This window comes from Dyella sedimenti, assembly GCF_022760995.1.
GTDB lineage: Bacteria > Pseudomonadota > Gammaproteobacteria > Xanthomonadales > Rhodanobacteraceae > Dyella > Dyella sedimenti.
This window is the reverse complement of sequence record NZ_JAKWJO010000013.1, coordinates 37,933-53,713: the sequence shown is the minus strand read 5'-3', so window position 1 is coordinate 53,713 and position 15,781 is coordinate 37,933. Positions and strand designations below refer to the sequence as shown.

Annotated in this window: 11 protein-coding genes and 1 tRNA gene; all 12 read left to right on the top strand. The window is 66.3% G+C overall.

The features are described 5' to 3' along the window. Nucleotides 1-4 precede the first annotated feature (4 nt). The 12 genes from nuoL (at nt 5) to MJ605_RS18920 (ending at nt 15,775) form a co-directional block, all read left to right on the top strand. Nucleotides 5-2,077 carry an NADH-quinone oxidoreductase subunit L gene (nuoL, locus tag MJ605_RS18975; RefSeq protein WP_243043113.1) on the top strand — a complete coding sequence of 691 codons (2,073 nt, stop codon included), beginning with the start codon at nt 5-7 and terminating at the stop codon, nt 2,075-2,077. Between the two features lie 13 nt (nt 2,078-2,090). Then, nucleotides 2,091-3,599, top strand: coding sequence for an NADH-quinone oxidoreductase subunit M (locus MJ605_RS18970; protein ID WP_243043112.1), 1,509 nt, complete (start codon nt 2,091-2,093; stop codon nt 3,597-3,599). A gap of 16 nt (nt 3,600-3,615) precedes the next feature. Then, nucleotides 3,616-5,055 carry an NADH-quinone oxidoreductase subunit NuoN gene (gene nuoN / locus MJ605_RS18965; protein ID WP_243043111.1) on the top strand — a complete coding sequence of 480 codons (1,440 nt, stop codon included), beginning with the start codon at nt 3,616-3,618 and terminating at the stop codon, nt 5,053-5,055. A 112-nt stretch (nt 5,056-5,167) separates the two neighbouring features. Further along, a tRNA-Met gene (locus tag MJ605_RS18960) sits at nt 5,168-5,244 on the top strand. Between the two features lie 220 nt (nt 5,245-5,464). After that, nucleotides 5,465-5,995, top strand: coding sequence for a ribosome maturation factor RimP (locus tag MJ605_RS18955; RefSeq protein ID WP_243043110.1), 531 nt, complete (start codon nt 5,465-5,467; stop codon nt 5,993-5,995). A 49-nt stretch (nt 5,996-6,044) separates the two neighbouring features. Then, a complete protein-coding gene (nusA, locus tag MJ605_RS18950; RefSeq protein WP_243043109.1) occupies nt 6,045-7,550 on the top strand; it encodes a transcription termination factor NusA in 1,506 nt (501 codons plus the stop codon). Between the two features lie 129 nt (nt 7,551-7,679). Next, the gene (gene infB, locus MJ605_RS18945) at nt 7,680-10,475 is read left to right on the top strand and encodes a translation initiation factor IF-2 (RefSeq protein WP_243043108.1); all 2,796 of its coding nucleotides are present in this window, start codon (nt 7,680-7,682) and stop codon (nt 10,473-10,475) included. 162 nt (nt 10,476-10,637) lie between these two features. Further along, entirely contained in the window at nt 10,638-11,012 is a 375-nt protein-coding gene (rbfA, locus tag MJ605_RS18940) for a 30S ribosome-binding factor RbfA (protein WP_243043107.1), read from the top strand. After that, nucleotides 11,012-11,938, top strand: coding sequence for a tRNA pseudouridine(55) synthase TruB (gene truB / locus MJ605_RS18935; protein ID WP_243043106.1), 927 nt, complete (start codon nt 11,012-11,014; stop codon nt 11,936-11,938). The genes rbfA and truB overlap by 1 nt, the downstream gene beginning before the upstream one ends. A gap of 146 nt (nt 11,939-12,084) precedes the next feature. Then, nucleotides 12,085-12,354, top strand: a complete 270-nt coding sequence (gene rpsO, locus MJ605_RS18930) for a 30S ribosomal protein S15 (RefSeq protein ID WP_243043105.1) — start codon at nt 12,085-12,087, stop codon at nt 12,352-12,354. 83 nt (nt 12,355-12,437) lie between these two features. After that, nucleotides 12,438-14,543: a polyribonucleotide nucleotidyltransferase gene (pnp, locus tag MJ605_RS18925; protein WP_243043104.1), complete on the top strand. Its 2,106-nt coding sequence runs from the start codon at nt 12,438-12,440 to the stop codon at nt 14,541-14,543. Between the two features lie 173 nt (nt 14,544-14,716). Further along, the gene (locus tag MJ605_RS18920; protein ID WP_243043103.1) at nt 14,717-15,775 is read left to right on the top strand and encodes a poly(R)-hydroxyalkanoic acid synthase subunit PhaE; all 1,059 of its coding nucleotides are present in this window, start codon (nt 14,717-14,719) and stop codon (nt 15,773-15,775) included. The last annotated feature ends 6 nt before the right edge of the window (nt 15,776-15,781 follow it).

Here is a 15,781-nt window from a genome sequence, read left to right as displayed (position 1 = left end):
TCCAATGGAATTGTCCACCCCCATTCTGCTGACCATCGCCCTCGCGCCGCTCGCCGGATGCCTGCTGGCGGGCTTCCTGGGCCGCTTCATCGGCCGCGTCGGCTCGCATACCGCAACCATCCTGGGCGTGGCGATCGCCTGCGGCCTGTCGTTCTACGTGCTGTACCAGCTCACTGTGGGCGGCGCGCCGGTCTACAACCAGAACATCTACACCTGGTTCGAGATCGGCCGGTACTCCGCGCACGTAGGCTTCCTGATCGACCGCCTCACCGCCATGATGATGGTGGTGGTCACCTTCGTGTCGCTGCTGGTGCACGTCTACACCATCGGCTACATGGCGGAAGACCCGGGCTACCAGCGCTTCTTCAGCTACATCTCGCTGTTCACCTTCTCGATGCTGATGCTCGTGATGAGCAACAACTTCATGCAGCTGTTCTTCGGCTGGGAGGCGGTGGGCCTGGTGTCGTACCTGCTGATCGGCTTCTGGTACAAGCGCCCGACGGCGATCTTCGCCAACCTCAAGGCGTTCCTGGTCAACCGCGTGGGCGACTTCGGCTTCCTGCTGGGCATCGCCGGCGTGCTGTACTTCCTGGGCACGCTGGACTACGCGACCGCCTTCGGCAGCGCCGACAGCCTGGTCGGCAAGACCCTGCAGATCACCCAGAACACCCATTGGGACGCCGCCACGGTGATCTGCATCCTGCTGTTCATCGGCGCCATGGGCAAGTCGGCCCAGGTGCCGCTGCACGTGTGGCTGCCGGACTCGATGGAAGGCCCGACCCCGATCTCGGCGCTGATCCACGCCGCGACGATGGTGACCGCCGGCATCTTCATGGTGGCGCGCATGTCGCCGCTGTACGAGCTGTCGGAGACGGCGCTGAGCTTCGTGATGGTGATCGGCGCGACCGGCGCGCTGTTCACCGGCCTGATCGGCATCGTGCAGAACGACATCAAGCGCGTCGTCGCGTACTCCACGCTGTCGCAGCTGGGCTACATGACGGTGGCGCTGGGCGTGTCGGCCTACGCCGGCGCGGTGTTCCACCTGATGACCCACGCCTTCTTCAAGGCGCTGCTGTTCCTGGGCGCGGGCTCGGTCATCATCGCCATGCACCATGAGCAGGACATGCGCTACATGGGCGGCCTGCGCAAGTACATGCCGATCACCTGGCTCACCATGTGGATCGGCTCGCTGGCGCTGTGCGGCGTGCCGTTCTTCGCGGGCTTCTATTCGAAGGACGCCATCATCGAGGCAGTCGGCGAATCGCACCGCTGGGGCGCGGGCTACGCCTACTTCTGCGTGATGGCCGGCGCCTTCGTGACCGCGCTGTACACCTTCCGCCAGATGTACCTGACCTTCCACGGCAAGGAGCGCTTCGTGGTGGTGCACGGCCATGGCCATGCGCACGGCCACGACGAGCCCGCCAACGCCCACGAGGAACCGCACCACGATTCGCACAAGGACGACCACGGCCACCACGAGCCGGGCATCATGCACGAGACGCCGAAGGAATCGCCGTGGGTGGTGACGCTGCCACTGGTGCTGCTGGCGATCCCGTCGCTGCTGGTGGGCTTCTTCGCGGTCGAACCGCTGCTGTTCCGCGAATGGTTCGGCGGCGCCATCCATGTCAGCGAGGCCAACAACGTGCTGGGTGAGCTCGGCAAGGAGTTCCACGGTTCGCTGGCGATGGCGCTGCACGGCTTCACCCAGCTGCCGTTCTGGCTGGTGGTGGCGGCCTTCGCGATCACCACCTACATCTACCTGTTCAACCCGGCGGTGGCCGATCGCATCAAGAGCGCGCTCAAGCCGATCTATAACGTGCTGAACCACAAGTACTGGTTCGACGCGGTGTACTACATCGTGTTCGCCCGCGGCGGCATCGCCCTGGGCCGAGCCCTGTGGAAGGGCGGCGACGCGGCGATGATCGACGGTGCGCTGGTCAATGGTTCGGCGAGTCTGGTGGACCGGATCGCCGGCGGCATGCGCCGCCTGCAGTCCGGCTACCTCTACCACTACGCCTTCGCGATGATCCTCGGCCTGATCCTGCTGCTCGGCGGGTATTGGCTGGTCGGGCAATAAGGGAACCTGCTCCATGTTCAATCATTTGCTCAGCCTGCTGATCTGGCTTCCCATCGTAGGCGCCGTCCCGGTGCTGCTCGCCGGCTCCGGCCGACCCAATGCGGCGCGCTGGATCGCGCTGCTGGTGGCCATCCTCACCTTCGTGGCCAGCCTCTACCTGCTGCCGCAGTACAACGCGGCGGACGCGGCCAAGCAGCTCACGGAGGACCACCTCTGGATCGCCGGGCTCAACGTGCACTACGCGTTGGCGGTGGACGGCATCTCGGTCGCGCTGATCCTGCTGACCACCTTCGTCGGCATCCTTGTGATCGTCGGCGCGTGGGAGGTCATCCGGGTCAACCCGCACCAGTACATGGCCGCCATGCTGGTGCTCGAGGGCCTGATGATCGGCGTGTTCTGCGCTACCGACGCGTTGCTGTTCTACGTGTTCTTCGAGGCCATGCTGATCCCGATGTTCATCCTCATCGGTGTCTGGGGCGGTCCGCGCCGCGTGTATGCCACGCTGAAGTTCTTCATCTACACGTTCTTCGGCTCCATCTTCATGCTGGTGGGCCTGATCTACCTGTACCTGAAGGCGGGCTCGTTCGACCTGGCCCAGCTGGCCGCGCTGCCGCTGACCATGAAGGAGCAGAGCTGGCTGTTCTTCGCCTTCCTGATCGCCTTCGCGGTGAAGGTGCCGATGGTGCCGGTGCACACCTGGCTGCCGGATGCCCATGTGGAGGCGCCGACCGGCGGTTCGGTGGTGCTGGCTGCGGTGATGCTGAAGATCGGCGGCTACGGTTTCCTGCGCTTCTCGCTGCCGATCGTCCCGGACGCGTCGGAGGCCTTTGCCTGGCTGGTGATCGGCCTGAGCCTGATCGCGGTGGTCTACATCGGCTATATCGCGCTGGTGCAGGAGGACATGAAGAAGCTGGTGGCGTACTCGTCCGTGGCGCACATGGGCTTCGTCACCCTGGGCATCTTCATCGCCTTCATGCTGGTGCGTGGCGCCGGCAACCTGGATGCCGCCAAGCTGGGCATGCAGGGCGCGATGGTGCAGATGATCTCGCACGGCTTCGTGTCGGGCGCGATGTTCTCCTGCATCGGCGTGATGTACGACCGCCTGCACACTCGCCAGATCAAGGACTACGGCGGCGTCATCAACGTGATGCCCTGGTTCGGCTTCTTCTACGTGCTGTTCGCCATGGCCAACAGCGGCCTGCCGGGCACCAGCGGCTTCGTGGGCGAGTTCCAGGTGGTGCTGGCCAGCTTCCAGGCCAACCCGTGGATCGCCTTCTTCGCCGCCTTCACCCTGATCATCGGCGCGGCCTACACGCTGTACATGGTCAAGCGCGTGCTGTGGGGCGACATCACCAATCCGCACGTGGCCGAGATGAAGGACATCAACGGCCGCGAGTGGCTCGTGCTGGGCGCCTTCGCCGCTGCCGTGCTCGCGCTCGGCATCTGGCCGCAGCCGCTGATCCACCTGATGGACAGCTCGGTCACGCAGCTGGTCACGCAGCTTGGCAACCACAAGATCTAAGCAGGACTGACTGATCATGCCCAACCTCAATGACATTCTGATCCTGTTGCCGGAGCTGTACCTGGCGGCGGCGGCGTGCCTGCTGCTGCTGCTGGACGCCTTCATGAAGGCCGAGCAACGTCCGCTGCTGCACTGGCTCTCCATCGCGGTGCTGCTGGTGGGCATCTACCTGGTGGTAGCAGGGCAGCCCAGCCAGCCGGTCACCGCCTTCAGCGGCATGTTCGTGCGCGACGGCGTGGCCGAAGTGCTCAAGGTCTTCGCACTGCTCAGTACCGTGCTGGTGTTCGTGTACGCCAAGCCATACCTGATCGACCGCAAGCTGTTCGTGGGCGAGTTCTACACGCTCACCATCTTCGCGGTGATCGGCATCATGCTGCTGGTGTCGGCGGGCAGCCTGGTCACCGTGTACCTGGGCCTGGAACTGCTGACGCTTTCGTCCTATGCGCTGGTCGCCCTGAACCGCGACTCGCGCCTGTCCTCGGAAGCGGCGATCAAATACTTCGTGCTGGGCGCGCTCGCCTCGGGCATGCTGCTGTACGGCATGTCGATGGTGTACGGCGCCACCGGCACGCTGGAACTGGCCCGGCTGCACGTGCTGGCGACGCAGACCAGCATGCCGCACCTGCTGGTGTTCGGCCTGATCTTCATGATCGTGGGCATCGGCTTCAAGCTGGGCGCGGCGCCGTTCCACATGTGGATCCCGGATGTCTACCAGGGCTCGCCGACCGCCGTGACCATCTTTATCGGCTCGGCGCCGAAGCTGGCGGCGTTCGGCATGGCTTACCGCCTGCTGGCCTCCGGCCTGGGCGACCTGGCCCAGCACTGGCAGCTGATGCTGGCCTGCCTGGCGGTGCTGTCGCTGGCCATCGGCAACCTGGTGGCCATCGTGCAGAGCAACCTCAAGCGCCTGCTGGCCTACTCGACCATCTCGCACATGGGCTACCTGCTGCTGGGCTTGGTCAACGCCGGTCCGGAAGGCTACGCCTCGGCCCTGTTCTATGCGATCAGCTACGCGCTGATGAGCGCGGCGGCCTTCGGCGTGATCCTGGCCCTGGCCCGTGCGGGCTTCGAGTGCGAGGAGATCGACGACCTCAAGGGCCTCAACCAGCGCTCGCCCTGGGCGGCCTTCCTGATGATGCTGGTGATGTTCTCGCTGGCCGGCGTGCCGCCGATGTTCGGCTTCTTCGCCAAGTTGCTGGTGTTCCAGGCCGCGATCCACGCCGGGTTCCTGTGGCTGGCCATCGTCGGCGCCGTGTTTGCCATCATCGGCCTGTACTACTACCTGCGCGTGGTCAAGGTGATGTACTTCGACAAGGCGGTCGAGGGTACCGAGATCCGCCTGCAGGGCGACGTCTCGGTGCGCCTGGTACTGTCGTTGAACGTGCTGGCGCTGCTGGCGCTGGGCCTGGGCTGGGGGCCGCTGTTCGGGTGGTGCCAGCGGGTGTTCGTCGGTTGAGTCCGCCCGTGGCGGCGCTGGCCGCCACGGGGGAATGCTTCAGTCGTGTGAAATTTTTTTGCGGTAAGGCTTGCAAGAATCCGGCCATCTCGCTACTATTTCCGGACTCTGATGCGGGGTGGAGCAGTCTGGCAGCTCGTCGGGCTCATAACCCGAAGGTCGCAGGTTCGAATCCTGCCCCCGCTACCAGATCTTTCTTAGAACAAGAAAGCCTCCTCGTGAGGCTTTTTTGTTGGGCGCAAGGATGCGTCGCACGTGCGTCACATGCCGCTTCGATGCTGGCAGCGCCAAGTGCCCCGGAAGAGTCTGGATGGGTCGGGACATCGGCGAGGACGCTCTGTATCAAGAGCAGGGAATGGGCCGCTTGAGCCCATTTTTTGTTTCTGGCGACGGTAACGGTAGGCGAATCATGGATACGCAGGCACTGGCTCAACGCTTCACCGAGGTTCTGGCCGATCTGGGGCTGGAATGCATCGGCGTGGAGTTCACCCCGTCGCAGGGGCAGAGTACCCTGCGTGTCTATCTGGACGTGCTGGCAGCGGGCGGCGAGGGCCGCGAGGTCACGCTGGACGACTGCGAGGCGGCCAGCCGCGAGTTGTCGGCCATGCTGGACGTCGAGGATCCGATCCCGGGCCATTACCTGCTGGAAGTTTCCTCACCCGGCATCGACCGGCCGCTGTTCACCGCGGCGCAGTTCGCCAAGGTGGCCGGTACGGAAGTGAAGGTATTGCTGAAGGCGCCCCTGGAAGGACGCCGCCGCCTGCGCGGCAAGGTGGTCTCGGTGGACGGCGAGCGGATCTCGCTGGAAGCGGAGGGGAAGACCTTCGAGTTCGACCACGATGCGGTTGAAAGCGCGCGCGTGGTGCCGGATTGGGCAGCGCTCGGCTACGTGCCGCAGCCCAAACCGGGCAAGAAGCCGGGCAAGAAGGCCACGAAGTAAATCAATCGAAACCGATCGGGCGCCGGTGGCGTCTCACGGAGTTGCTGCAATGAGCAAAGAACTTTTGCTGGTGGTGGATGCGGTTGCCAACGAGAAGGGCGTGCCGCGTGAAGTGATTTTCCAGGCGATGGAAGCGGCGCTCGCGTCTGCGGCCAAGAAGCGCTATCCGGACGAGGATCCGGACATCCGCGTTTCCATCGACCGCCACAGCGGCGACTATGAGACCTTCCGCCGCTGGGAGATCATCGCCGACGATGGCGAGATGGAGTCGCCGTTCCACCAGGTACGCCTGATGGATGCCGTCGACGAGCGCGAGGACGCGCAGGTCGGCGAATACATCGAACAGCAGATCGAGAACGCCGAGTTCGGCCGCATCGCGGCCCAGGCCGCCAAGCAGGTGATCGTGCAGCGCGTGCGCGAGGCCGAGCGCCAGCAGGTGGTCGATGCGTTCCAGGAGCGGGTGGGCGAGCTGGTCACCGGCATCGTCAAGCGCGTGGAGCGCGGCAATGTCTACCTCGACCTGGGCGGCAATGCCGAGGCCTTCATCCCGCGCGACAAGACCATTCCGCGCGAGTCGGCCCGCGTCGGCGACCGCGTGCGCGGCTACCTGTACGAAGTACGCTCGGAGGCCCGCGGCCCGCAGCTGTTCGTATCGCGCGCCGCGCCGGAATTCATGATCGAGCTGTTCAAGCTCGAGGTGCCGGAAGTCGGCCAGGGCCTGGTCGAGATCAAGGGCTGCGCCCGCGACCCGGGCGACCGCGCCAAGATTGCCGTGGTGGCGCACGATTCGCGCACCGATCCCATCGGCGCCTGCATCGGCATGCGCGGCTCGCGCGTGCAGGCCGTGTCCAACGAACTCAACGGCGAGCGCGTGGACATCATCCTGTGGCACGAGAACCAGGCCCAGTACGTCATCAACGCGATGGCGCCGGCCGAGGTGCAGTCCATCATCATGGACGAGGAAAAGCACTCGATGGATATCGCGGTGGCCGAGGACAAGCTGTCCCAGGCCATCGGCCGCGGCGGCCAGAATGTGCGCCTGGCCAGCAAGCTGACCGGCTGGCAGCTCAACGTGATGACGCAGGACCAGGTCGCCGCCAAGAGCGAGGCCGAGCAGGAGGCCGCACGCCAGCTGTTCATGGACAAGCTGGAAGTGGACCAGGAGATCGCCAACATCCTCGTGCAGGAAGGCTTCTCCAGCGTGGAGGAAATCGCCTATGTGCCCAGCGCCGAGCTGCTGGCCGTGGAGGGCTTCGACGAGGACATCGTCGAGGAACTGCGCGCCCGCGCCCGCGACGCGCTGCTCACCGAGGCGCTGGCGGTGGAGGAGAGCCTCGACGAGCACAAGCCGTCGGAGGATCTGCTCAACCTGCCGGGCATGGACGAGTCGACCGCCTATGCGCTGGCCGGTCGTGAAATCGTCACGGTGGATGATCTGGCCGACCTCGCGGTCGACGACCTGATCGACATCGATGGCATGGACGAGGATCGCGCAGCGGCGCTGATCATGGCAGCACGTGCGCCGATGATCGCGCGCCTGGAGAAAGGTGGCTAACCGCGGGCGGCCGCGCCCTGGATGGGCGCGCCGAGGAGGGCCCGAGAGGGCTTTCCACCAGGGATGGAGGTGGCCGTGCAGGCAGGGCCGCACGGACTTAGAGCGCGGGAACGGCGGAGAAAGAACACGATGTCGGACGTAACGATCAAACAACTCGCCAAGGTACTTGGCATGCCGGTGGACAAGCTGCTCGGGCAGCTGTCCGAGGCCGGTATGAAATTCTCCGACCCGGAGCAGATCATCAGCAGTACCGAGAAGGTGAAGCTGCTGGGCTTCCTGCGCCGCACGCACGGCAAGGGCGAGCAGGGTGCCACCGAGGTCGATGACAGCGCGCCGCGCCAGATCACGCTCAAGCGCCGCAAGGTGAGCGAACTGAAGGTCGCCACGCCAGGCGGTCGCGGCGCCACCGGCGGTGCCAAGACGGTGAACGTGGAAGTGCGCGCCAAGCGCACCTACGTCAAGCGCAGCGTCATCGCCGAGGAAGCGGGCGGCGACGCCGAGCGCGAGGATGCCGTGCGCAAGCTGCAGGAATCCCAGCAGCAGCGCGACCACGAGGAAAACGAGCGCGTCGAGGCCGAGCGCCGCCGCCAGGAAGAGGCGCGGCATGCGGAAGAGGCTCAGCGCCAGCGCGAGGCCGAAGAAGAACAGCGCCGCCAGCAGGCCGAGGCGGAAGCCGCCGCCCGGGCGAAGGAACAGCAGGAACGCCAGGCGGCCGAGGCCGCGGCGGCGGCGGCCGAGAGTGTCGCCGCCGAGCCGGCGAGCGCGGGGCAGGCCGAAAAGCCGGCGCCCGTCGCCGAGCCGCCGGTGCAGCGAATCGATCACAGCTCGCTGGGCATGATCGTGCCACGCATCCATGAGCCGCGCCGCCGCGAGAAGAAGGTGGTGGCGCCATCGGCGCCCGCCCCGGCCCCGGCGCCCGCGCCGGCCCCTGCGGCAACCAGCGGCGACAACCGCAGCAAGCCGCGCTATGGCCGCGATCGCGACGAGGGCCCGGGTGGCAAGCGCTTCGCCGCCGGCGAGCTGCACCTGAGCGATGCCGACCGCGCCCGCCGTTCCACCAAGCGCGGCAAGCCCGGCAAGGGTCCGAACCGCGAGACGCCACGCGGCGGCTCCCCGTCCGTGGGCGGCGGCGCGCATGGCTTCACCCGTCCGACCGCCGCGGTCGTGCGCGAGGTCGTGGTGGGCGACAGCAACGTGGTTGCCGATCTTGCGAACAAGATGGCGGTCAAGGGTTCGGAAGTGGTCAAGGCCCTGTTCAAGATGGGCGTGATGGCCACCATCAACCAGACCATCGACCACGACACCGCCGTGCTGGTGGTCGAGGAACTCGGCCACAAGGCCGTGGCTGTGAGCGAGAACAATGCCGAGGCCGCGCTGGCCGCGCATACCCAGAACGCCGAGCTGGAAGGTGAGAAGAAGCCGCGTCCGCCGGTGGTCACCATCATGGGCCACGTCGACCACGGCAAGACCTCGCTGCTGGACTACATCCGCCGCACCAAGGTTGCCTCGGGCGAAGCCGGCGGCATCACCCAGCACATCGGCGCATACCACGTGGAAACGCCCAAGGGCGTCATCACCTTCCTGGATACCCCGGGCCACGCGGCGTTCACCTCGATGCGCGCCCGCGGCGCCCAGTCCACGGATATCGTGGTGCTGGTGGTCGCGGCTGACGACGGCGTGATGCCGCAGACGGTGGAAGCCGTGCAGCATGCGCGCGCGGCCAAGGTGCCGCTGATCGTGGCGCTCAACAAGATGGACAAGTCGGACGCCAATCCCGACCACGTCAAGCAGGGCCTGGGCAACCTGGAAGTGATCCCGGAAGAGTGGGGCGGCGACACACCATTCGTGCCGGTGTCGGCCAAGACCGGCATGGGCGTCGACGACCTGCTCGACGCCATCCTGGTCCAGGCCGAGGTGATGGAATTGACGGCGGTCGAGGACGGTCCGGCGTCGGGCGTGGTGATCGAATCCAGCCTGGACCGCGGCCGTGGCCCGGTGGCGACCGTGCTGGTCCAGCAGGGCACGCTCAAGCGCGGCGACTTCGTGGTGTGCGGCATCGAGTACGGCCGCATGCGCGCGCTGATCGACGAGAACGGCAAGACCGTGCAGGAAGCCGGCCCGTCCATTCCGGTGCAGGTGCTTGGCCTGTCCGGCGTGCCGGAATCGGGCGACGACTTCGTGGTGGTGGCCGACGAGCGCCTCGCCCGCGAAGTGGCCGCCGAGCGCCAGCTCAAGCGCCGCGAGACGCGCATGGTCAGCAAGGCCAACCGTCTCGAGGACATCATGGCCCAGATGGGCCAGGGCAACGAGCAGCAGACGCTCAACATCCTGGTCAAGGCCGACGTGCAGGGTTCGGTGCAGGCGCTGCGCGAGTCGCTCAGCCAGATCGGCAACGAGAACGTGAAGGTCAACGTGATCGCGGCCGGCGTCGGCGGCATCACCGAGTCCGACGCCACCCTGGCGGCCGCCTCCAAGGCGCTGGTCATCGGCTTCAACGTGCGTGCCGACGCCTCGGCCCGCAAGGTGATCGATACCTCCGGCCTGGACGTGCGCTACTTCTCGATCATCTACGACGTGATCGACCAGGTGAAGCAGGCGGCTTCCGGCCTGCTGGGCAAGGAAGTGCGCGAAGAGATCATCGGCGTGGCACAGGTGCGCGAAGTGTTCCGCAGCTCCAAGTTCGGCGCGGTGGCCGGCTGCATGGTCATCGAGGGCACGGTCAAGCGCAACAAGCCGATCCGCGTGCTGCGCGACAACACCGTGGTATTCCAGGGCGAGCTGGAATCGCTGCGCCGCTTCAAGGACCTGGTGGACGAAGTGCGCAACGGCATGGAATGCGGCATCGCCGTGAAGCAGTACAACGACGTGAAGGTCGGCGACCAGATCGAGTGCTTCGAGCGCATCGAGGTGGCTCGCACGCTGTGATCGAGGGACGAGGGGTGAGTAGCGAGGGCGCGAAAACCCTTTCGTCCGGCAAGCCTCCGAAGCCCGGGCAGCCTTGTCCGGGCTTCGCGTTTTTTCCGTAAACTGCGGTGCTGGCGCCCTCGCTACTCGCTCCTCGCCCCTGTGGCGTCCTAGGAGGCTTTCATGCCCTCTCGCGATTTCAAACGAACCGACCGCGTCGGCGCCGAGCTGCGCCGTGAGCTGGGCTTGCTGGTCCATGCCGCCGTGCGCGACCACGGCCTGCCGTCGGTCAGCGTGTCCGACGTGGAGGTCACCCGCGACCTGGACTTCGCCACGGTCTGGGTCACCGCGCTGCTCTCCGAGCAGTCCAAGGAAGCGGTCAAGGCGCTGAACGAGCTGGCCGGCGAATTCCGCCGCACGCTCTCGCGCAGCATGCGCCTGCGCCGCGTGCCGGAGCTGCGCTTCAAGTACGACGACTCGGTGGACAAGGGCGAGCGCATCGACAGCCTGCTGCGCCAGGAGGGCGCCCGCCCGACCGGGAAGGCCGGCGAGGATTGATGAAGGCCCGCCGTTTCCGCGACCTGCACGGCATCCTGCTGCTGGACAAGCCGCTGGGCTTGAGCTCCAACCAGGCCCTGCAGGCCGTACGCAAGCTGCTGCGGGCGGAGAAGGGTGGCCATACCGGCGCGCTCGACCCGCTCGCCACGGGCCTGCTGCCGCTTTGCTTCGGTGAGGCCACCAAGATCGCCGGCATGCTGCTGGGGTCCCGCAAGGCCTACGTGGCCACCTGCCGGCTGGGCGTCACCACCACCACGGCCGACCTGGAGGGCGAGGTGGTGCGGGAGCGGCCGGTGCCTGTCCTGGACGACGCGGCCATCGAGCGGGCCCTGGCCCGCCTGCGGGGCCGGATCACCCAGGTGCCCCCGGCCTATTCGGCCATCAAGCGGGAGGGCGAACCGCTCTACCTGAAGGCCCGGCGCGGGGAGATGGTCGCAGTGCCCGCGCGCGAGGTCGAGGTTCATCGGCTGGAACTGGGGGGCCGGACGGACGATAGCCTGACCCTGTACGTGGAATGCGGTTCGGGTACCTATGTGCGCAGCCTGGCCCGGGACCTGGGCGAGGATCTGGGCTGTGGCGCCCACCTGACCGCGTTGCGCCGGCTCTGGGTGGAGCCGTTCAGGGAGCCGGCCATGGTCACCCTGGAACAGCTGCAGCAAGCCTCGGAGCAGGGCGACGAGGCCCTGCGCGCCCCATTGCTGCCCGTGGCGGCCGGCCTGGCGGACCTGCCGGTCCTGCGGCTGGACGAAGCGCGCAGCCTGGCGGTGGCGCAGGGCCAGCAGATCGCGCTGGAGCCCGCCCTGGCGGGGTTGCACGCGGTGGTTGCCGCCGATGGCCGCCTTCTGGCCCTGGGCGAGGCGGCAGGGGGACGGCTGCGCATCGTGCGCGGGTTCAATCTCCCCGCCACGGGGGAGTATCGCTCCTGACCATGACGGTCTTGTTGTCATCGGGTTGCGCTCGCTACAATATGGAGCTTGTTCGAGACTTTTCATTCATCTAGGCGAAGCTTGCGCAACGTCATCCACGTGACGTTGCGCAAGCTTCGCACCCGTTTTTTTAGGAAGAGCCCATCATGTCCCTTACCGCAGAACAGACCGGCAAGATCATCACTGACTTCGGCCGTGTGCCGAACGACACCGGTTCGCCGGAAGTGCAGGTCGCCCTGCTGTCGGCCCGCATCGACCACCTCACCGACCATTTCAAGACCCATAAGCAGGATCATCACTCCCGCCGCGGCCTGCTGAAGCTGGTCAACCAGCGCAAGCGCCTGCTGGGCTACCTGAAGGATCGTGACCTGGCTCGCTACCAGAGTCTGATCGAGCGCCTGGGTCTCCGTCGCTAAGGTTGATGTTTTGCGTTCATCCATGAACGTGAAGGTCAAGACGCGGCCATCCACGGCCGCACTTCCCAATTCAGGAAAAGACAGTGGCGAAAGTAACCAAGTCATTCCAGTTCGGTAATCACGAAGTCACACTGGAGACGGGCGAAATCGCCCGCCAGGCTTCCGGTGCCGTCATGGTCAGCATGGGCGGCACCGTGGTGCTGGTCACCGTGGTGGCCGCTGCCAAGGCGAAGGAAGGCCAGGACTTCTTCCCGCTCACGGTCGACTACGTCGAGAAGTTCTACTCGGCTGGCCGCATCCCGGGCGGTTTCTTCAAGCGCGAAGGCCGCCCGACCGAGAAGGAAACGCTCACCTCGCGCCTGATCGACCGCCCGGTGCGCCCGCTGTTCCCCGAGGAGTTCAAGAACGAAGTGCAGGTCATCGCACAGGTCGTTTCGCTGAACCCGGAGATTGACGGCGACATCCCGGCCATGCTGGGCGCCTCCGCGGCGCTGAGCCTCGCCGGCATCCCGTTCAAGGGTCCGATCGGCGCCGCCCGCGTCGGCTACGCCAATGGCCAGTACCTGCTGAACCCGACCGCCAGCGAGCTCAAGACCTCGCAGTTGGACCTGGTCGTGGCCGGTACCTCCAATGCGGTGCTGATGGTGGAATCCGAAGCCCAGATGCTGTCCGAGGATGTCATGCTCGGCGCCGTGGTGTTCGGCCACCAGCAGATGCAGGTGGCCATCCGCGCCATCGCCGAGCTGGCCACCGAGGCCGCCAAGCCGTCCATGGCCTGGGAAGCCCCGGCCCGCAACGAGTCGCTGATCGCCGCCCTCAAGGGCGCCGTCGGCGACCAGCTGGAAACCGCCTTCCAGGTGCGCGACAAGCTGCAGCGCCGCGATGCCATCGCCGCGATCAAGGCCGACGTGCTGGCCTCGCTGGCCGCCGACGCGGAAGCCAAGGGCTGGGACAAGGCCGAGCTGGCCAAGGAATTCGCCGAGCTCGAATACCGCACCATGCGCGACGGCGTGCTGAAGACCAAAGTGCGCATCGACGGCCGCGCCCTGGACGACATCCGTCCGATCTCCGTGCGTGTCGGCGTGCTGCCGCGCACCCATGGTTCGGCGCTGTTCACCCGCGGCGAGACCCAGGCGCTGGTCGTGGCCACGCTGGGCACCACCCGCGACGCGCAGATCATCGATGCGCCGGAAGGCGAATCGAAGGATACCTTCCTGTTCCACTACAACTTCCCGCCGTTCTCGGTGGGCGAGGCCGGTCGTTTCGGCGCCCCCAAGCGCCGCGAGATCGGCCATGGCCGCCTCGCCAAGCGCGGCGTGCAGGCGGTGAAGCCGTCCATCGAGGAATTCCCGTACGTGATCCGCGTGGTCTCGGAAATCACCGAGTCCAACGGTTCCTCGTCGATGGCCTCGGTGTGCGGCTCCTCGCTGGCCATGATGGACGCCGGCGTGCCGCTGAAGGCGCCGGTGGCCGGCATCGCCATGGGCCTGGTGAAGGAAGGCGACGACTTCGTCGTGCTGTCGGACATCCTGGGTGACGAAGACCACCTGGGCGACATGGATTTCAAGGTGGCCGGCAGCGCCGACGGCATCTCCGCGCTGCAGATGGACATCAAGATCGACGGCATCACCGAGGAGATCATGCGCACCGCGCTGGCCCAGGCCAAGCAGGGGCGCCTGCACATCCTCGGCGAGATGGCCAAGGTCATCAGCACGCCGCGTTCGGAGATGAGCGAGTACGCCCCGCGCCTGCTCACCATCAAGATCCATCCGGACAAGATCCGCGAGGTTATCGGCAAGGGCGGCGCCACCATCCGCTCGATCACCGAGGAGACCGGCACCACCATCGACATCAGTGACGACGGTACGGTCGTGATCGCCTCGGTCAACCGCCTGGCGGCCGACGAGGCCAAGAAGCGCATCGAGCAGATCGTCTCCGACGTCGAGCCGGGCCGCATTTACGAGGGCAAGGTCGCCAAGCTGATGGACTTCGGCGCGTTCGTGACCATCATGCCGGGCAAGGACGGCCTGGTGCACGTCTCGCAGATTTCCAGCGAGCGCGTGGAGAAAGTCTCCGACAAGCTGAAGGAAGGCGATATCGTCAAGGTCAAGGTGCTGGAAGTGGACAAGCAGGGCCGTATCCGCCTGTCCATGAAGGCCGTGGCCGAGGACGAGGGCGCCAACGCCTAAGGTCTTGCCGCAGTGCAGCAAGCAATGAAAGCCCGGCGCATGCCGGGCTTTCTGTTTTGGGCGGACGGACTTTTTGTCGCGACGGCAAGGAGTGGACATGCTCCTAATACCGTTTTTGCGTTCGCCGTCATAGGCATTTGCTACGATGGTGAGAGCATGAAGAGGATGTGAGCATGGCCGACCAGGCAAGCGATGTGTTGAAGGACTACCAGGCGATGGCGCAACAGTCCTGGGATGCCTGGACCCGCTATCTGCAGCAGCAGGCGGCCTCGGTGGCATCGCCGTATTCGGTGCCCCCCGCGCATGCCGGCGAGGATCTTCTGGCGCGAAGCATGGCCGCCCTGAAAGGCTATGGCGACTGGCTGCAGGGCGCGGTGGGCAGTGGTTTGGGGCAATCGCCCACGGATTGGCAGCAACCGCTGCAGCAGTTGTTCGCCAGCCTGGGCGGCCAGCCATTCGCGCACGCCTTCGCCGCCATCGACAGCGAGGCGGCGCACAGCTTCACCCAACTATGGCAGTCCTGGCTGCAGGCCAACCAGTCCGGCTTGGCGGGCTTCAAGTTCGACCTGGAGCACCTGGCCGCCTTCGGCTACACGCGCGAGCGCCAATTGCAGCAGCAGAAGCTGGCGGCGGCGATGCAGGAATACCTGGATTGGGCCGGCAAGTACCAGGCCCTGGTCCAACGCGCCAACAGCGAAGGCTTCGAGCGCCTGCAGGCCAGGCTCGCCGAACTCGCCGACTCGACGCGCCAGATCGAGTCGCTCAAGGCGCTGTACGACCTGTGGGTGGATGGCGCGGAAGACGCCTATGCGCAGATCGCGCTGTCGGAGGAATTCCGCCATGTGTATGGCGAGATGGTCAATGCCCAGGGCCGCCTGCGCCAGTTGCAGCAGCAACAGCTCGAAGCCTTGTGCCGCGAGCTGGGCATGCCGACCCGCAGCGAAGTCTCGTCCCTGGGCAAGCGCGTGCATGAGTTGCGCCGCGAGATGCGTGACCGCGAGGCCGCCCAGGCGCCGGACGAGATCGCCGCATTGCGCGCCGAGGTGGCGCTGCTGAAGCGGCAACTGGCCGGGACGCCGGCGGCCGCCGCCAAGGCGACGGCCAAGAAGGCGGCCCCGCGCAGCAGCAAGCGCGAGCATGAGAAGGAAGCGGTCGTGCGCCGCGTCAAGCCGGCTGCCTCGGCGGCCGCCCGCAAGACCTTGGTGCGCGGCGCCACGCGCACGCGCAAGTAAGGAGCG